General features: G+C 45.1%; 13 protein-coding genes and 2 pseudogenes. 2 read left to right on the top strand and 13 right to left on the bottom strand.

The genetic code is table 11. The features are described from left to right. From ppc to BS63_RS0108250, 8 genes are all read right to left on the bottom strand, one after another. Window positions 1-2,805 carry a phosphoenolpyruvate carboxylase gene (gene ppc, locus BS63_RS0108290; RefSeq protein WP_028798538.1) on the bottom strand — a complete coding sequence of 935 codons (2,805 nt, stop codon included), beginning with the start codon at window positions 2,803-2,805 and terminating at the stop codon, window positions 1-3. 474 nt (window positions 2,806-3,279) lie between these two features. Continuing rightward, window positions 3,280-3,858 carry a DUF2812 domain-containing protein gene (locus BS63_RS0108285; RefSeq protein ID WP_002961244.1) on the bottom strand — a complete coding sequence of 193 codons (579 nt, stop codon included), beginning with the start codon at window positions 3,856-3,858 and terminating at the stop codon, window positions 3,280-3,282. A gap of 17 nt (window positions 3,859-3,875) precedes the next feature. Continuing rightward, entirely contained in the window at window positions 3,876-4,187 is a 312-nt protein-coding gene (locus tag BS63_RS0108280; protein ID WP_002961241.1) for a PadR family transcriptional regulator, read from the bottom strand. Window positions 4,188-4,309: 122 nt separating this feature from the next. After that, window positions 4,310-7,849 (bottom strand): chromosome segregation protein SMC, encoded by a 3,540-nt coding sequence (gene smc, locus BS63_RS0108275; protein WP_002961239.1) that lies wholly within the window; start codon window positions 7,847-7,849, stop codon window positions 4,310-4,312. Window positions 7,850-7,856: 7 nt separating this feature from the next. Next, window positions 7,857-8,546 (bottom strand): ribonuclease III, encoded by a 690-nt coding sequence (rnc, locus tag BS63_RS0108270; RefSeq protein WP_019769592.1) that lies wholly within the window; start codon window positions 8,544-8,546, stop codon window positions 7,857-7,859. 160 nt (window positions 8,547-8,706) lie between these two features. Then, window positions 8,707-9,510: a pyruvate formate-lyase-activating protein gene (pflA, locus tag BS63_RS0108265; RefSeq protein WP_002961236.1), complete on the bottom strand. Its 804-nt coding sequence runs from the start codon at window positions 9,508-9,510 to the stop codon at window positions 8,707-8,709. Window positions 9,511-9,673: 163 nt separating this feature from the next. Further along, window positions 9,674-10,315 (bottom strand): deoxynucleoside kinase, encoded by a 642-nt coding sequence (locus BS63_RS0108260; RefSeq protein ID WP_002961233.1) that lies wholly within the window; start codon window positions 10,313-10,315, stop codon window positions 9,674-9,676. A gap of 874 nt (window positions 10,316-11,189) precedes the next feature. Beyond that, entirely contained in the window at window positions 11,190-12,527 is a 1,338-nt protein-coding gene (locus BS63_RS0108250; RefSeq protein ID WP_002963372.1) for a hemolysin family protein, read from the bottom strand. Between the two features lie 143 nt (window positions 12,528-12,670). On the opposite strand from BS63_RS0108250, the gene BS63_RS0108245 reads away from it, so the two are divergent. After that, complete coding sequence (locus BS63_RS0108245) at window positions 12,671-13,453, top strand: ABC transporter ATP-binding protein (protein ID WP_002963373.1); 783 nt, start codon at window positions 12,671-12,673, stop codon at window positions 13,451-13,453. Window positions 13,454-13,663: 210 nt separating this feature from the next. Here the strand turns inward: BS63_RS0108245 and mnmM are convergent, their stop codons facing one another. After that, the gene (gene mnmM, locus BS63_RS0108240) at window positions 13,664-14,212 is read right to left on the bottom strand and encodes a tRNA 5-(aminomethyl)-2-thiouridylate-methyltransferase MnmM (protein WP_019775884.1); all 549 of its coding nucleotides are present in this window, start codon (window positions 14,210-14,212) and stop codon (window positions 13,664-13,666) included. Continuing rightward, window positions 14,209-15,141 carry a tRNA modification radical SAM protein MnmL/YtqA gene (mnmL, locus tag BS63_RS0108235; protein WP_002963375.1) on the bottom strand — a complete coding sequence of 311 codons (933 nt, stop codon included), beginning with the start codon at window positions 15,139-15,141 and terminating at the stop codon, window positions 14,209-14,211. The genes mnmM and mnmL overlap by 4 nt, the downstream gene beginning before the upstream one ends. 397 nt (window positions 15,142-15,538) lie before the next feature. Between mnmL and BS63_RS1000000111410 the strand changes: the two are divergent. Then, window positions 15,539-16,587 (top strand): annotated as a pseudogene (locus BS63_RS1000000111410) (ISL3 family transposase). Window positions 16,588-16,708: 121 nt separating this feature from the next. Here BS63_RS1000000111410 and BS63_RS0108225 read toward each other — a convergent pair. The 3 genes and pseudogenes from BS63_RS0108225 to BS63_RS1000000112305 form a co-directional block, all read right to left on the bottom strand. Further along, the gene (locus tag BS63_RS0108225) at window positions 16,709-17,278 is read right to left on the bottom strand and encodes a methyltransferase family protein (protein ID WP_002962889.1); all 570 of its coding nucleotides are present in this window, start codon (window positions 17,276-17,278) and stop codon (window positions 16,709-16,711) included. 103 nt (window positions 17,279-17,381) lie between these two features. Next, the gene (locus BS63_RS1000000112310; protein WP_231910502.1) at window positions 17,382-17,999 is read right to left on the bottom strand and encodes a C69 family dipeptidase; all 618 of its coding nucleotides are present in this window, start codon (window positions 17,997-17,999) and stop codon (window positions 17,382-17,384) included. 21 nt (window positions 18,000-18,020) lie between these two features. Further along, window positions 18,021-19,127 (bottom strand): annotated as a pseudogene (locus BS63_RS1000000112305) (peptide cleavage/export ABC transporter); the annotation flags it as partial.

Genomic DNA, 19,127 nt, shown 5'->3' with positions numbered 1-19,127 from the left:
TCATCCTGAGTTGCGCAGACCTGTGGCAATACCGTTGATGGTGATGTGAATCAGTTTGACGGTATCTTCGTCTAGACCTCCATGACGCAGGCGTTTGATCAATTCAATTTGGATATAGTTAAGGACATTGAAGTAAGGCAGGCGGTAATCCAAGCTGGACTTGAGGGCTGGACTTTCTGCCAAGAAATCCTTTTGTTCTTCAATAGCCAAGATAACTTCCTTAGTCAACTGCCATTCATCCAAGATGACATTGAAGACATCCCGCACTTCTGCCTCTTCTGCTAATTGGGCGTATTGGAAGGCAATATTCATATTGGACTTGGACAGAACCATGTCCACATTGGACAGGAGGGAGTTGAAGAAAGGCCAGGTCTTATACATGTGTTGCAGCTTGGCAAGATTGTCTGGTGCTGCATCAATGAAATGCTTGAAGGCCGAACCAACCCCATACCAACCTGGGAACATAATCCGATTTTGTGACCAAGAGAAGACCCATGGAATGGCACGCAGACCAGAAATTTCTGTGATGGTCTTACGGGCAGCTGGTCGGGAACCTAGATTAAGACTGGAAACTTCCTTAATCGGACTAGCCTCAAAGAAATAATCGTAGAAATGCGGATTGCCAAAGACTAGGTCACGGTAGATGACATTGGAATCAGCTACGATGCCATCCATATCGGCCCGGAAGCCTTCAATTTCATTAGGATCCGCTAACTGACGGGTAACCATGCGGTTGACAGCTGCTGATACCAGCATTTCCAGGTTATAGTAGGCCGCATCCTTGTTGCCGTACTTAAAGCCAATGACTTCACCTTGCTCGGTCAAGCGAATGCGGTCCTTGATGGAGCCAAAAGGTTGAGAAGTGATGGCTTCGTAAGATGGACCACCACCACGGCCAACCGTCCCCCCACGCCCGTGGAAGAAGGTAATCTTGATACCGTGGTCTTGACCCAGTTTGGTCAGGGCATTTTGGGCCTTGTAGAGGGTCCAACCAGAAGCTAGGTAGCCTCCGTCCTTGTTAGAATCGGAGTAACCCAGCATGATTTCTTGGTAATTATTTTTGGAAGCCACCCATTTTTTGACGATATCGTTGCCCAGGTAGTCTTCCATAATACCGGTTGAATTGTCCAAATCCTCGATGGTCTCGAAGAGGGGAACAATTTGCACCCGAGCCGAGTCCTTATCAATCAGGCCGACTTCCTTAAGCATGATGGCCAATTCAAACATATCCGAAACCGACTCGGTGTGGGAAATAATATGTTGCTTGATAACATCTTCACCCAGCAGGTCCTTCATTTCCCGAGCGGTTTGATAGATGGTCAATTCCTTTTGCAGGAGTTCTGATTTAGGAGCATGGGTTGATGAAAGGTTGCGAGGGTCTTCCAACAATTCCTTAAGCAAGACCTGACACTTGTCCTCTTCGGAGAGGCTAGAGTAGTCGTCCACAATATTAGCCGACTTAAGCAATTCAGCCACACAGGCTTCCTGAACGCTGGAATCCTGCCGCATGTCGATGCTGGCTAGATAGAAGCCGAAAACTTCGACAGCTTGGAGAAGTTCTTCAAAGTCACCGGTCAAAAGGGCTGCTTCGCCATTTGCCTCTAGGGACTCCTTGATGGCTAGGAGGTCAGCCTTTAATTCCTCAGCTGTTTGATAGTGACTAGGTCTTTCTTCTTCAAGTTCAGAAACCGCATGCGAAACCTGATTTTGCACATAATTGGCAACGATACTGCTGCTTGGACTGGTGAACTTGGCTGCCTTGGATTCGAAGTCTTGACTGCCATGAAGGCGAAGGTTTAAGAGGGTCTGAATGACCTTAGATTGGATATAGTTGAAGGCCTTACGGTAAGGCTCATTTTCTCGGTAAACAGATTTGTCACTGGAAGCTTGAGCTAGGGCTTCTACTGCCCGTGACACCTTGACCAGGTTGGTGGACAGGGAGAAAGAACGATAGAGGTCGTTGAGTTTTTCAATATAATAATTGAGAATGACCTCGCTCTGAACAGTCGCCGAAATCCGCAGGGTCTCGGCCGTCACATAAGGGTTACCGTCACGATCCCCACCAATCCACATGCCCATGGTAATGGGCCTAGGATTTTCCAGCTTGATGCCTCGCTCAGCCGCCAAGCGTTGATACTCGGTCGACAGATTGGTAATGGCTTTAATCATGGAGCTATTGTAGTACTCCATGACATTGGTGATTTCATTAGTAACCTTGAGTTTTTGCTCACGGATAATGTCGGTCTGCATCATAATTTCGATGTAACGACGCAGGTCGGCTTGCCACTTATCCTTATTAATTAGATCCAGCTTGACATCCCGGTGCTTACGCAGGAGCTCATGAATCTTGGTATTGAGTTCCAACATGGTTTTGCGTTGCACCTGCGTTGGATGGGCTGTCAGAACCGGTACCACATTAACCTGCTGCAGGATGTCCTGGGCATTGTCTTTCTCAGCTACTAGGTCAATGGTCGTAGAAATTTTACCTAAATAATCCTGATCGGTATTATTTTCCTTATTGACCATGTAAGCCAGATCCACGTCTTCGGAAATATTAATCAAGAGCGGAAGGATTGAGAAATAACGGGAAATGACGACCATATCATCATTAGAAATACTGTGAATGAGCTTTTCTAATTCCCCATAATCTTCCTTACTAGCCAGGTCAATCAGGGCCTGAATCTTGGCAAAGGCCTCATCCCCGATCATCTGCCGAGTTGTGTCTTCAAGAATATCTGTTAAAATCTGGACTTCTTCGGTAATGATTGTCTGGTCACTACCAACCTCAAGTTTTTTAATGGTCACGCCTATCCCTCCAATTTGACAGGATACTAGTACTGGGCTTAGTTCGCCTTACACTAGCTAATTCCAGTCTATGATACCACTTTTACACTTAAAACTAAAGAAAATATAGAAAATTAAGGAAGTCCGTTCGGAAATTGAAGAATAAGGGAGTGGAACTTTTATGTTTTTGAAGTTTCCGTTGTCACACCCCTGCACAGGTGATTGATTTTCTCCAACAGTCTCCCAGACTGTTGGACCTAGCACTTCCCGTCATTCAGAAAAAAAGACAGACACGACGCGGAGCTAAAACTATCGTTATTATAGTTTTAGCGTAGTTAGTGAGGGGTTTTGGCAAGCATCTTAGTGCCTACCGTTAGTCATCAGTTGCTTTAGCGACTAGATGACTTTGCCTCATCACAAATCAACCACTGCATTAAAGAGTTTGGCCTAAAAAATAGCGAGGCTAGGGTCTTTTGCCCCAGCCTCCTTTTTCACCTATAACTCCTTAGAAAGTTTGATGCTTGAAATTAAATAATATAGGGCAGATACCAGCAAGAGCAGACTTGGCAGCAGATAAAATAATAAGAGAAAAGCAATTATGAAGTCCACTATAATGTTATTTTTCTGCCAAATGCCTACCCTAAAGACCCAAATATCTTGATTATTAGGGTTCCCCCAAATAGCTAGCAAATATACTAGGAAAAGCGAACCATAAGTCAGACTATAATTAAAATAGCGTCTTTTTCTTATCTTTTTTGAATCTTGGTCGGAAAAAATATCATCCTCGCCTTCTGAATCCAACCTTCGAAAGTACTGGAAGCCACTCAAACGGCTACCTGATAAATGCTGCCAGCCACTATCCTCAAATAGAGCTAGGTAATTGGAAAATTCTCCGCGAGACTGATGGTTTATAAAATCAACCCGAATTGGTGCCGGTTCCACAGGGCTTTCCGCAAAATGATAGACTGGGAAGTACTTTCCAGCTTCTCTTAATTGATAGCCTTCCAGCTGGATACCATTAATCCAGTTTTCTTGTTTTTCAATATCGCCGAAAAATAATTTCCATTTTCTCATGACCTTACCTCCTCGGGTTAGATCCCCAGTTCTTGGGCTAAGTGTTCCAGTTTTCGCAATCGTCCAGTCTCTAATTGTAAAATTTCTTGGCCCTTATCCGTTAGGGCATAGACCTTTCGACGTTTATCATTACTGGGTATGGACTTAATCCACTTGAGTTTGAGTAGATTTTCAATAGCTCCATACATGGTCCCAGCAGCAATTCTAACATCACCATCGCTCAGGTCCTCCACCCTTTGCATGATGACATAACCATGACCTGGTTCCAAGAGAGCTAACAGAATGTAGTAGGTCGTCTCTGTCAGAGGCAAATGTTTATTTCGCTTCATGACTTTTCCTTTCTATTATACAGTTGGACTTTATAGTTTTATTATATACAGTTAGACTATATAGGTAAACTATATAATAAAAATGCCTGGGTTGGCATTTTTATTTTTGAAATAATATTCTCCTAGCCCACCAGCTCCTGGGCATCCTTGAGCTTGACGGAGACGATTTTGGAGACACCGGATTCCTGCATGGTGACCCCATAGATGGAGTCGGCGGCAGCCATGGTCCCCTTACGGTGGGTGACGACGATAAATTGGCTGGCCTTATCGAAGCGATTGAGGTAGTCGCCAAAGCGTTTAACATTGGCCTCATCCAGGGCTGCTTCCACTTCGTCCAGGATGACAAAGGGGATGGTCTTAACCCGAATAATGGAGAAGAGAAGAGCCAGGGCTGAGAGGGCCTTTTCCCCACCAGACATGAGGTTGAGGGACTGAATCTTCTTGCCAGGCGGTTGGACAGAAATTTCCACCCCTGCTGTCAGGAGGTCGCCCTCGGTCAGAATCAGGTCGGCTGAACCACCGCCAAACATCTGCACAAAGGTCTCTTTGAAGCTTTCGCGAATGGCCTCGAAGGTTGTCTTGAAGCGAGATTTGACCTCATCGTCCATATCGTTGATGGTGCCAAGCAAGAGGTTCTTGGCCTCCACTAGGTCGGAGCGTTGGCTATTGAGAAATTCCAGCCGCTGGTTGACCTCATCGTACTGGTCGATGGCATCCAGGTTGATTGGCCCCAGAGCCTTGATTTGCCGATTGAGTTGGGTCAAGTCTTGTCGGGCAGCTGGTAAGTCTTCTAAAGCCTGAGCCTGCTCCTTAGCCTGGTCAAAGCTCATTTGATAGTCCTCGGTCAACTGGCGAGCGAAGCCACGCAACTTGTCGGACAGGTTATCAATTTCAGCCTCCAGTTGGGCCTGGCGACGGATCAATTCTTCATTGCGTTTGCCAGCAGCCTGAACCTGTTCTTCGATGTCCTCTAATTGGCCATCGCAGTCCTCTACTTCAAAACGTAGACGAATCAGGCTGGTTTCCAAGTCAGACTTCTTGCTTTCGGCTTTTTCCAATTGTTTTGCCAGCTTAGGCAATTCCTCTTGGGATAGGTCGCTGACCTGACTGGATAGGACTTGTGTCAGGTTGGAAATATTTCGCTCCAAGTCAGCCAGCTCTAGCTCGAGCCGGTTGCTTTCATTCTTGGCGAAACGTTCCTCACCGGACAGTTCCCGCTCGCTCAGGCGGGCTTGAGCCAGCTCTTCATTGAGCTTGGTTACCTGGGCTGTGATGGTGTCCTTATCGTCCTTGATTTGATCCAACTGTTCCTGGACATGGGCCTTTTGCTCCTGGATTTGGGTAAGGCCAGACTCGACCTTAACTTTTTCTGCCAAGAGGTCAGCATCCGTCTTGCCTTGGGCATGGGCCGAGAAGCCAGCCTTGATTTGATTGAGGTCAGCCAGACGGTCGGCTTGGTTTTGGTAGGCCAGGTCGGCCTTTTGCTCAGCCAAGCGGGCATTTTCACCAGCTTCCTTAAGGTTGGTTAATTCTTCTTGGGCCTGGGTCCTAGCCGTCTTGAGTTTGGCCACCACACTTTCTTGCTGGTTGAGTTTTTCCTTCAAGTCGGAAATTTCAGCAGTCAGGCTGTCCATTTCTGGCTTGATAAAGGTCGTATTGCGGTTGCGATTGGCACCGCCTGAGAAAGAACCTCCTGGACGCAATTCGGTTCCATCCAAGGTCACCATGCGAACCTGATAGCGAACATCACGGGCTGCCTGATTGGCATGGTCAATGTCATCAAAGATGGCGGTCACTCCCAGCAGATTTTGAAAAATATTGGCCAGCTTAGCATCATAGGTCACTAAGTCACTGGCTAGACCTAGAAAGCCAGGTGCTGCCTCAATCTTGGCCAAATTGTGGGCTGCCACCTGTCGCGGTTTAATGGTGGTCAAAGGCAGGAAGGTTGCCCGTCCAGAACGGTTTTGTCTCAGAAAGGCAATGCCTCGCTTTGCAGCAGCCTCATCTTCAACGATAATATTTTGGCTACTGCCGCCCAAGGCAATCTCCAGAGCGGTCTGATAGTCCTGCTCAAAGGTCAGGTGTTCAGAAACCGCACCAATAATCCCACCCAAACGGTCAGCTTCCTGGAGGACTGCCTTGACCCCTGCGTAGAAATTAGAGTGGTTTTTCTGAATGGCTTCCAGACTACGCTGGCGGGCCTCCTTTTCCTTAATCTGATCCAGGAGAGCAAACATCTGGCTCTGCTCCTGGCGGTAATTGCTTTCAGTCTGATTGAGCTCTTGGGACTGAGCCTGATAGTCTTCTAGCAGAGCCTTGACCTGAGCTTGAGCAGCCTGAAATTCTGCCAGAGCTGCTTGGGCGACTTCCTTGGCCTGGGCCAAATCCTCTTCAACTTGTTGCCGCTCGGCTGACTGCTCTTCCTGAGCTGATTTTTCTTGCTCAATATCGGCCTGGAGGGCGGTCAGGCGGTTGGAAAGGTCGGCTTCCTTTTGCATGAGGCCAACGAATTCCTCCCGCAGGCTCTCGATAATCTGGTCAGGATTGGTGGAAAAGCGGGACTGTTCTTTCTCCAGATCAGCGATTTCTTGTCTCAAATTGGCTAATTTATCGGCCAGCTGGGCTTGCTGCTCCTGCTTCTGGGCCAGACTTGCTTCTAGGTCCTGCTTCTGATTTTCCAAGTCCGCCAGTCGGCCTTGGGCATCAGCCTTTTTCTCAGCCTTCTGGCTGGATTCCAGGGAGATAACCTCAATTTGTCGCTGGTAGTCGGCAATCAAGCGGGTCACTTCTAAGAGGTCGTCTTGCTGCCTATCCATGGTTTGCGATAGGTTTTGCCGATGCTCTTTCAGCCTTTGATTGTCACTTTCCAAGCGATTGCGTTGGGCATAGTAGTCCTTCAAATCATTCTTGGTCAGCTGGATTTGCTCATTACTTTTATCCAAATCAGCCCGATAGGCCTTGATATCTTGGACCAGAATATTGAGATTGAGTGATTTACGCTCCTGGTCTAAAACCAAGAACTGCTTGGCTGTGGTCGCTTGCTTTTCCAGAGGTTTAATCTGCCCTTCCAGCTCGTAGATAATGTCTTCTAGCCGGTCCAGATTATCCTGGGTCTTGTCCAATTTGCCCTGGGTTTCCTTCTTGCGGGTCTTATACTTGAGAACCCCTGCGGCTTCCTCAAAAATTGCCCGTCTCTCTTCGGGACGGCTATTAAAGATGGCCTCAACCCGACCTTGGGAAATAATGGAGAAGGAATCCCGCCCCAGACCAGTATCCATAAAGAGGTCGTGGATGTCCCGCAGGCGGACCTTCTTGCCATCAATCAGGTAGTCACTATCCCCATTGCGGTAGATGTGGCGTTCCACCCGAATTTCCTGACCGCTATCCTTGATAAAATTGTCAGAGTTGTCCAAAACCACCGTTACCTGGGCAAAATTTAAGGGACTGCGGTCCTGGGTTCCGGCAAAAATGACATCGGGCATCTTGCCCCCTCGCAAACTCTTTGCTGAGGATTCTCCCAAAGCCCAGCGTAAACTCTCAGTAATATTCGATTTTCCAGAACCGTTGGGGCCGACAACAGCTGTCACCCCGCGGTCGAATTCAATTCGGGTCTTGTCCGCAAAAGACTTAAAGCCCTGCATTTCAATCTCTTTTAGAAACATAGTAACCTCATCCTAGCTGGTCAAGGGCTGCCTTAGCAGCAGCCTGTTCGGCTAGTTTTTTGGATTTTCCTTGACCTTGACTCAGGTCCTGACCATCGGCAGAGACGATAACCTCAAACCGCTTATCATGGGCTGGTCCTTCTTCCTTAACCACGCGGTAGCTAATTTGGACAGAACCCTTGACCTGCAGCTTTTCTTGCAGGGCGGTCTTGTAGTCCTTAACCCGTTCGTAATCACCAACTTCCACCTTAGGAATCATGACCTGATTGAGGAATTTTTCCACCACTTCAATCCCTTGGTCCAAATCCAAGGCTCCCAAAAAGGCTTCAAAGAGGTCCCCCAAAATGGTCTCACGCTCACGACCACCTGATTTTTCTTCGCCCTTGCCTAATTTGACAAAGGCCTCAAAACCACAATCCTTGGAAAACCCAGCCAAGCTTTCCTCACGCACAATCATGGACCGCATCTTGGACAGGTCGCCTTCTGGCTTCTTTGGAAATTTCGCAAAGAGATAACGAGAAATCAAAAGTTGCAGAACGGCGTCTCCTAAAAACTCCAGACGTTCATTATGTGAAATGTTTAGGAGGCGGTGCTCATTGGCATAAGAGGTGTGGGTAAAGGCAGTTTCTAGGAGGGACTTGTCCTTAAAAACAATCCCAAAATCTGCCGCTAATTTGTCTTCTAAAGCTTGCATCATCAATCATTAGCCTTTCATACATGTAATTTTCCCCCAACGGTCAGTCTAATCAACCTTCAGGAAATCTTGCTTTGCCTGTCTACACAGACCTTATTATTATATCAAAAATGCTGGAACTTGAGTCCCAGCATTCCTTATTTCTTCTATTTATTAGACTCCTTTAAGCCTGAACTCGCTTGGTTCGTTTGAGATAATCCTGATAGGTCTCGGTGTGCATGAGTTTCTTAGCATTTTTTACTCTTTCCTTGGTGGGTGGTTTAACCCCTTCCAAGGTGTAAGGAATGCCCAGCTCCCTCCATTTAAACTCACCCAAAGTATGGTAGGGCAGGATTTCAAATTTGTCCACATTATCCAAAGTTTCAACAAATTTTCCTAGTTCAATCAAATCCTGGTCAAAGTCGGTCAGACCAGGTACCAAGACATGACGAATCCAAACTGGTACCTGCTTATCGGACAGATATTTTGCAAAAAGAAGAATATTTTTATTGGGCTGACGGGTAACAATCTTGTGTTGCTCAGGGTTGATTTCCTTGAGGTCCAAGAGTACCAAATCTGTTACAGCCAAGAGTTTATCCACAATTTTGTGGTATTCAGGCGTTGGGCGATAGGCAAAGCCACAGGTATCTAAAGTACAGTGAATGCCTAATTTTTGCGCTTCGGTGAAGAGAGCGGTCACGAAATCTATTTGCAGCATGGCTTCACCACCAGAAACGGTAATGCCACCATTGTCCCCCCAGTAACCCTTGAAACGCAGAGCCTCGTTTAAAACATCATCTACTGTTCGCTCAGTTGATTGATTGGTCTCCATCTCCCAAGTATCGGGATTGTGACAATATTGACAGCGCATCTTGCAGCCCTGCATAAAGACAACAAAGCGAACACCAGGACCATCAACAGTCCCGAAGCTCTCTGTCGAATGAATCATGCCGGTCACTTGCCGGTAATCTATTTCTTCTGTCATCATAAACTCTTTTCTATTTGAAAAGGTTGAAGATTCAACCTCACTTACTCAGTTTCTGTAACCGTTTTTACGGCTACCTTATTATAGCTTTTTTGACCATAAAAATCCAGATTGTTGCATGCAAAAGCACCCCAATCAATCAGATTGCGGTGCTTGAGTTTACTTCTTAAAGCAGGTCTAATTTTTTCAATTCACAGTCGACCATATCAAAGACGGTTTGCAAGTCGTCTGAATTTTTGACGAAGTCCAGCTTGTTTCCGTCAACACGAATTTTAGGTGACACATCGTAGTTTGCATACCAGTCAGGATATTCTCCATGAACCTGTTGGTAGTATTCATAGAGTTCAGGATTATCAGCAATTTGCTCAAAGCTCCGACCCCTTTTGCCAATCCGCTCCAACATCTTGTCAAAGGAAACGTCAATATAAATCAGCAAATCGGGCTTTTTCTTGGGCATACCCTCCAACTCTTCCAGCATGTTGCCCAGGAGCTCCTTATAAATATCCAGCTCGGTCTTGGTGACATTGCCATTCTTATAATTGAGGGTCAAGAAAAGTTCATCCTCAAAAATTGAGCGGTCCAAGATATTGTTATCCGCCTTATAGGCTTCCTTGATAGACTGGAAGCGTTTATTCAAAAAGAAAATTTGCAGTAAAAAAGCGTATTTTTTGGGGTCCTTGTAATAGAGGTCCAAAACTGGATTATTATCAACCGCTTCATAGAAAACTTCCGTTCCCAAGTGCTCACCCAGGGCAGCTGCCAAAGAACTCTTACCAGCACCAATTGTGCCCGCTAAAACTATCAACATTATGCTCCTAACTCAAGATACCACAGATAAAGTCACTCTATCATTTCTATTTAGAGTGACTACGAAAACTACCAATTTGGTTTTCTATATCTCTGACTAACTTTGATAAAGTAGCTTTATCGGCTACTTTATCTCCGTGTCACAAAGGGCGTAAAAAAACCGTATGAAAATAGAGAAGGCGACACAGACGCACCTAAGCATCTGGGAGACTTCATCTTTTTCACTAGGCTTTTAGCCCGTGTTTAATTAACAAGATACTAAGCCGTCAAGCACTTCAAAGAAAATTAGGGAAGCTGACGAAGGTGAGAAAACACCTAGGAAGCTTTCTCTATTTTCACAGAAGTGTAGGCGTGTTCAATTGAGCAGTTTCACTAAGCATTAAAATGCTTGTTCAACTACGAGATTTTCTAGGAAAATCTCTAGCTCACTTACTAGTTTCTGTAGGTCGGTAGTATCGACCGACCTACAGAAACATCGCAATTAACAAAATACAAGGAGGTCCAGCCAAAAAATTATGTCGCTGGCTCCTTTTTAACTTTTCTATTTTATCGGATTTGATGGTCTAATTCAAGCACAAAAACTCTGAAAATGTCTTTCATCTTTCTTTTTATTTTTTGTTTAAGAGGGGAGCTGGTCTAAGCTCTGAAGAACTTGTCCGGCTGGGCCAGCCGCTACGCTGGCTACCCTCTCTTATTAACTCAACTGATACAACAGTGTTGTCCCTCTCCCCTTTTTATTGTAAGTTAGGGCAAAATTTCAATTCATTATTGGCAGGCAGGCAGACAGCTTGCCTAGAGGCCATAAACCAGATAACCAGCACAGCCTGCAAAGTCGCTAGCAAAAAAATCCGCAACCTTGGGTCACGAATCTTCACTTATTCTTTTTCTTCTTCAACTTCTTCAAGGGGACTGAGGATGACCTTGACCTTGATAACTCGGCCTTCCTTGACCTTGTCATTGATGATCTCTAGGTGGTGCTTGCCACTATCTACTTCAAAGCTTTCTTTTTCTTCCTGAGATGGGATATTCCCAACACCGGTCAAATAGTAGCCAGCGATGGTATCAACATCGTCGCTTTCCAATTCAGTTTCAAAGTGCTCGTTAAAATCATTGAGGGTCATGGTACCTAAGACGATATAGGTGTCCTTGTCAATTTCCCGCACTTCAACTTCCGCCTGGTCGGTTTCATCATCAATTTCTCCGACGATTTCTTCCAGCAGGTCTTCTAGGGTAACGAGACCGGAGACCCCACCATATTCATCTAAGAGAATGGCCATCTGATTTTGCGTCCGCCGCAGCTCCTTGAGCAAATCATCAACAAAAATGGTTTCCGGAACAAAGAGGGGCTCTTGTAAAATGCGACGAAGACTGATATTCTCAAAACCATTATTAAAGCCAACTTCCAGCAGCTTCTTGGTATGAATTAGACCAAGCACCTTATCCTTGTCATCATCATAGACGGGAATTCTTGAAAAATTCTTCTTGAGAATCTCCTTGATAATTTCTTGGGGATCATCATTGATGTCAACCATAAAGGCATCGGTCCGGTGAACCATGACTTCACGAGCCATCAATTCGTCCAGGGAGAAGACCCCTTGAAGCATTTCGATTTCATCTTGCTCCAGGGTTTCCTCGCTGTTGGTCAACATATATTCAATTTCATCTCGGGTCATCTTCTCATCAGCATCGTCAAAGGTCATGGGCGTCATCCGACTGAGGAGATTGGTCGAAGCCGACAGGAACCAGACAAAAGGACTGACAACCTTGCCCAGGCCAACAATGACCGGAGCCGAATAAATGGCGAAATTATCCTTTAGGTTCATGGCAATCCGCTTGGGATAGAGCTCACCGAGAACGATGGCAATATAGGTCAGAAAGATCAGGGAAATGATGCTACCAGCGGTTTGAGCGGTAGCCGAATTACCAAACCAAGAAGCAATCACCTTCCCCAGGGAAGCTGAAAGACTAGCCCCTTGTAAGAGGGAGATGAAGGTAATGCCAACCTGAATGGTCGATAGAAAGTTATTGGGTTTGTCCAGTACCTTGACCAGACGGATATATTTTTTATCGCCCTCTTCTGCCTTTTGTTCCACCCGTGCCCGATTGAGGGAGACCATGGACATTTCGGATGCCGCAAAAAAGGCATTCAAGCAAGTAAGGACGACTAGTAAAAGCATTTGAAAAAGCAAATTCTGACTGCTCGGGTCTTCCATTAAATTCTTTCTCCTAAAAATGTGGATTGCCTTCATTATAGCATATTTTCAAAAAGCGTGTTAAAAAGTCACTCCAGCCCTTAATTTTTCAGGCCAAGTCTGCTATAATGAAGCTAATTTTTCACGAGCGAAAGGGGAAACTGATGGCTATTATTTCTATGAAAAATGTCAACCTACGCAAGCAAGGCAAGGACCTGCTCAAAGATATTAACTGGATCGTTGAGAAGGGGCAGACCTGGGCCATTCTAGGCTTGAATGGAGCTGGGAAAACGACCCTTTTAAAATTGATTATGGCTGAACTTTACCCCAGCCAAGGGGAGATTAACATTTTAGGAACCCAGTTTGGTCAAGGCGACATTACCAAGCTCCGCAAGCGTATTGGCATTGTCTCAGGCTTTATCACGGACCGCCTATCGCTCCACCTCTTTGCCGAGCAGGCCGTCTTGACTGGTAAGTATAAGTCTTCCATTCTTTATAAGGATTATGGCAGCAAGGAGCTGACCGAGGCCCGTGACATGCTGACCAGCCTTGGGGGTCAGGCCTTGATTGGTCGCAGGCTCTACACCCTCTCACAAGGGGAACGTCAGCTGATTATGATTGCCCGCTGCTTGATGGAAGAGCCCGATATTATCATTCTTGACGAGGCAACTGTCGGTCTGGACCTCTTTGCCAGGGAAAAATTGTTGAAGCAGGTGGATCGTATCACCGAATTGCCCCACGCCCCTCATGTTCTTTACGTGACCCACCATGCTGAGGAAATCACCCAGAAAATGGATCACGTCCTGCTCCTCAAACAGGGACGAATCATTGCCCAGGGGAAGAAGGAAGACATCATCACGGTGCCGACCCTGACCGAATTCTTTGACAACAAGGTTTCCATCATTCCAATTGATGCCCACCGCTTCTTTATCAAGCCAGAACTTTAAAAACAAGCAAAACAAAATCGCCTGTCTCCTTGTCGGTTAGACTTTGGAAGCAGGCGATTTTTCTATAATACTTAACGAAGCGAGCTAGACGGGTTAAAACAGCATTTAGGGCTATTATCCAGTTCGAACCGAAGCAAAAACTAAGCTTCAGACTCATTACAAATTTCTAAGGAAGGCTAAAAAATTGGAGAATTGAGCCGAGCCCACTTTTTAGCTAAGTTTCTCCACCATGATTAAAAAAGGTGGCCTATGGATTTGATTGAGGGGCTGGTAGAGCATGGTCGCATAGGTCTCTTGGGGCAGAGCTTTGACAAAATCTAAAACGGCATCCTTCTCCAGATCCCCACCCTCATGGCCATAGTAGACCATAATCGACAGACGACCGCCTACCTCCAGTAGCTCCAAGACCTTTCTTAAGGCCTCCAGAGTTGTGTTAGGCTGGGTAATCAGGGACTTATCAGCCGTTGGCAAATAGCCCAGATTAAAAATCGCTGCCCTAAGAGCTTCCGTCACATACTTGTCCAGGTGCTCATGCCCGTCTAAAATCAGCTGGGCATTGATCAAGCCCTCCCTCTCCAATCTCTCTTTCGTCTTGGTCAGAGCTTGCTCCTGGACATCAAAGGCGTAGACTTTCTTGGCTAGCTTGGCCAAAAAGGCCGTATCGTTGCCCTTACCCATGGTGGCATCAAGAGCCAAGGAGTCTTTATCTAGCACTTCTGCTAGAAAATCATGAGAAGCCTGTAAGGGGCGTTTTATCATTGGGCCACCTCCAATTTACAACCTTGCCAGCTGTCGCGACGCTCCATTTCCTGATCAATGGCATTGAGAACCTCCCACTTGTTGAGACTCCACATGGGACCAATTAGCATGTCCCGAGGAGCATCCCCCGTAATCCGATGGATAACCATGTCTTTAGGGATAATCTCCAGCTGGTCACAGATGATGGAAACATACTCCTCTTGGCTGAGCAGTTGCAGACGACCCTCATGGTAGTCCCGCTGCATTCGCGTATTAGTCATGAGATGGAGGAGGTGAAGCTTGATCCCGTTGATATCATTATCTGTCACACAGCGACGAACATTCTCTACCATCATCTCATGGGTCTCCCCTGGCAGGCCGTTAATCAGGTGGGAAACAATTTCCACCTTGGGGGCTAATTCCCGTAACCGCTTGACAATATCAATGTAAAGTTGGTAACTATGAGCCCGGTTGATGAGCTTGGAAGTTGCTTCATAGGTAGTCTGTAGCCCCAGCTCCAGAGTCACATGCATACGGTCTGAGAGTTCCGCCAAATAGGCAAGGGTCTCATCAGGCAGGCAATCAGGCCTAGTCCCAATATTGATACCGACTACGCCAGGCTCATTGATAGCCTGCTCGTAACGTTCCCGAATGACCTCAACCTTGTCGTGGGTATTGGTGAAATTTTGAAAATAAACCAGATACTTGTTGACCTCAGGCCACTTGCGGTGCATGAAATCAATCTCCTTATAGAACTGCTCACGAATGGGGAGCTCTGGCGCAACAATGGCATCACCTGAGCCCGAAACTGTGCAGAAGGTACAGCCTCCATGGGCTACCGTTCCATCTCGATTGGGACAGTCAAAGCCTGCATCAATGGGCAATTTAAAAATCTTTTGCCCAAAAATCTTGCGGTAATAATTGTTGAGCGTATTGTAACGTTTTTCCATAGTTCCTATTATACCATTTTCATTTTTATAAAAAATCTTGCAAAGATAACTTTTTAGACTGTCATCCCTCAGTACTAAAGTTTACTCGTAGGTCTAGTGAACAGCTCCCCGTCCCAGTACTAAAAAACTAGAGCTGAGGTTTCTATCTTGTCACTAACATAAACCGCAAGCCTATCATATAATCAAAAACCACCAGCGAGAATGAATTGCACTCCATTCGTTAGACTTTTTGTCTAACTTTGGGGATGCCGTTCACATTGCTAGTGGTTTTCGGGCTCTATAATTTCTGTAGTGGGTAAAACCACTGTAGGAATTATGGAGTCTATTTTGTTGTAGAAAAAAAGCCCCATAAGACCTATAATGAAAAAGTGACCAAACCCTCATTAGAAAGAATCTTATGGAACAATTAAATGTTATCACAAACAGACTTGGAATGAATGACAAAAATATTATTATCTTAGATTATCTTGATGCTGGAACGCATAAAGAAGTCATTGCTAAGCTCGATTATCCTGCCTCTAAATGTCACAACTGTCAAGGACAAATGGCTAAATATGACTTTCAAATAGAATCCAAAATCCCCTACCTCGAATGTGCTGGCTACAAGACTCTCATTCGTAAGACTAATCTTAACCACCTTCCAGAACACTTGAGTTGGGATGAATATAGCTTCAAGAAAGGAAAGATGAGCTTTATTGCACAGGACTACGATACAAGAAAGATCCTAGCTATCTTAGATGGACGGACTCAGCAACTATTCGCAATCATTTCCTTCGGTATTCTAGACAGGTAAGAAGTCGCGTGAAAGTCATTACCATGGACATGTTTAGTCCCTACTACGATATTGCTAGAAAATTTTTTCCAAATGCTAAAATCGTTCTCGATCGCTTTCATATTGTCCAGCATCTCAGTCGAGCAATGAATCGCGTACGCATCAAAATTATGAATCAGTTTGATAGGAGATCGCACGAATATAAAGCACTGAAACGTTACTGGAAACTCATTCAACAGGATAACTATACGCTGAGCAGTAAACGATTTTATCGTCCAACATTTCGGTCGCATTTAACCAATAAAGAGATTCTTGAAAAACTTCTCTCTTACTCTCAAGATCTTAGAGAACACTATGAACTCTATCAGCTTTTACTCTTTCATTTTCAAGAGAAGCACGCTGACTATTTCTTTGAATTGATCACAGAGTCCATTTCTTCTGTGAATCCTATCTTCCAGACCATTTTTAGGACCTTTTTGAGGGATCAGGATAAGATCATTAATGCACTTGAACTTCCCTACTCAAACGCAAAACTTGAGGCCACAAATAACCTCATCAAAGTCATTAAGCGAAATGCTTTTGGCTTCCGGAACTTTGAAAATTTTAAAACGAGAATTCTCATTGCTTTGAATATCAAAAAGGAGAGAACCAATTTGGTCCTCTCCAGGTTGTAACTTTTTATCAACCCACTACAGTTGACAAAGAGCCGAAAAAATCCGCTAGAATATCTAGCGAATCTCTCATTCAATCATTCTTTTCTATTCGTCGCATAAGATGCCGTATTCTGATATTGTCCTACCAAATAAAAGGGAAAATTCGATATTTAACCTTGCTACAATAATCTTGATAGGCTTGCCCGAAATGCTCTCCTAGGACCTTCTCCTCAACTCGTAAGCGAATAACGTAGCCAACAACCAAAACTAAGAGAGACAAGAGAAAACTGTAGAGATTCAGTGTGATGAGAGACAAACCTAGCAGGGACAAGATGCTGCCTGTATAGGCAGGATTTCTCACAATCGCATAAGGTCCGCTATCTACCAGCTTTTGCTGGTCTGTCGTCTGCACCGCTAAGGTAAAAGCCTTGCCCAGGTAGTTGACCGCGTACAGACGCAAGGCTATGGCAAAGATAGCCAAAGCAAAACCTAGAAAAAGAAAAATGCTTGGTAGTTTCACACGAAAAACTGCTAGATTGTCAAGATTAACCGATAGCAAGGACAAGACGACGCTGACGATAATCACATAGCGTGTTCCGTCATCAGCTGAATGTTCAGCCTTATTCTTTTTAGTGTGATGTTTAATATATATTTCTGATAGCACAATAAGAGCAAATATAAGATAGATAAAAATTGTTTGTATTGTAGACATTTTCTGATCTCCTCCCTTATTCTACTCTTTTCAACTGGGAAAATCTAGTGAAAGGCTAAAGAATTTTCAAAAAAAGCTCCTTTCCTAAGAAAAGAGTGTAAACTTAAAATTCAATGATACCAGGCTCCACTGCCGTATCGTGGTTGGCAATGACTTGCAGGCAGTTGGAGTCTTGGCTCTCTTCCTTGACCCACTCTTCTTCTTTGGCTTTCCACTTATCCTGAATGCTCTTGTCAAAGATGTCTGGATATTTCATAACCATTTGGTCAATATGCCAGACAGACCAGTACCAAGACTTACCGTCGTATTTTTCAGAGCGATTCTTGAAAGCTTCGTAAGTATCTGTGACATTACCATAGAATGGCACATAAGGCGTGTTCCGACTTTGAGCCAGACCTAGCCAGAGCACCCTACCAAATTCACTTGGCAAATCTGACTTGATTTGGTAGATATGGGCATCGATAACATTTTCGTTCCCCAAGGCATACTTATAGACATTGGTATCGTAGTCCTTGCCAACTTCTACCGTATCATCTGGGAGAAATTCAGGCAGATTTTCAAAACGGTTCCGCTGCTCACCAATCACATCTTGAACTGTATAGCGTTTATTTGGAGCCGTTGGAGTCCGAAGGAGGTCGTAATATTTATCCTTATAAGTGACTGGAGACTCCCCATCCATATGCTTAATCCCTGCATAGGTTCGTGAACGGTTCCGCTCCATGTATTCGTCCGGTCCATAAGACTGGGCAATGCTCAAGCGGTGGGCCACAAAGACAATGGTCTTATCGGTCATGGCCATGAGATTATCGACAATTTTCTTTTCGGTCAGAACATCCAAACTGCTGGTGGCCTCATCCAAAATTAAAACCGGCGCTTGCGTTAGAAGGGCACGGGCCAACGCAATCCTTTGCTTCTGACCGCCTGAAACCCCAGCACCGTCAGAGAGTTCTGTTTGGTAACCAAGAGGCATCTGCTCAATATCCGAGCGGATTTCTGCAATTTCACAAGCTCGGATAATGTCTTCCTGGGTAGTGCCTTCCTTAGCCCCTAGGGTTAGGTTATCCATGATGGTGCCAGAAAAGACATAGGCTTGTTGGGGTAAATAACTAATATGTTGCCGCAGGGCAGTCTTATCAATGACCTTGAGATCATAGCCGTTGATACGGGCAATCCCTCGGTTAGGATCATAGAAATTGACCATCATCTTAGCTAAGGTTGTCTTACCAGAGCCTGATGGTCCTACCAAGCTGACCTTAGAGCCTTTGGCAATGGTCAGGTTGATGTCTGAAAGGGTATCGCGACCATAACCATACTTGTAGGACAGTTTCTCAAAGGAGATATCCCCATCTAGGAAGCTATCTTCTGAGAGTTCGCCATCGTTTTCAAACTCGGATTCTACCAAATAGACTTCATTAAGACGGGTGTTGGCTACACGCGCTGATTGCAGTTTAGTTTGCAGGCTGATGATGTTTTCAATCGGATTTTGGAAGTAAGACAAGAGAGCATTAAAGGTAATCAATTGCCCAACAGAAATCTTACCATCCATAACTAAGCGTGCCCCATACCAGAGGATGACTACATTGAGAATGAGTTTCGCCCCAGTCTTGAGTGAGGTCTGCAGGGCATTCATCTTTTGAAGTTTGAAATTTTTCTCCAAATAATCAACGAATTCACCATCGATATTTTGGTAACGACTGGATTCACTGGTCAAAGATTTGATGGTTTCCATCCCGTTAATATCTTCAATGATAGAAGAGGAGACCATGGCATTGGCTTCCATCACCTCATGGTTCATCTTTTCAAACGGTTTGAGGAAGGCGGTGATGATAATGGCATAAATCGGAATGGA

Origin of the sequence: Streptococcus sobrinus DSM 20742 = ATCC 33478, assembly GCF_000686605.1 — a bacterium.
GTDB lineage: Bacteria > Bacillota > Bacilli > Lactobacillales > Streptococcaceae > Streptococcus > Streptococcus sobrinus.
Note: the sequence above shows the minus strand (reverse complement) of the source record. Positions and strands in the feature narration are given on the sequence as shown.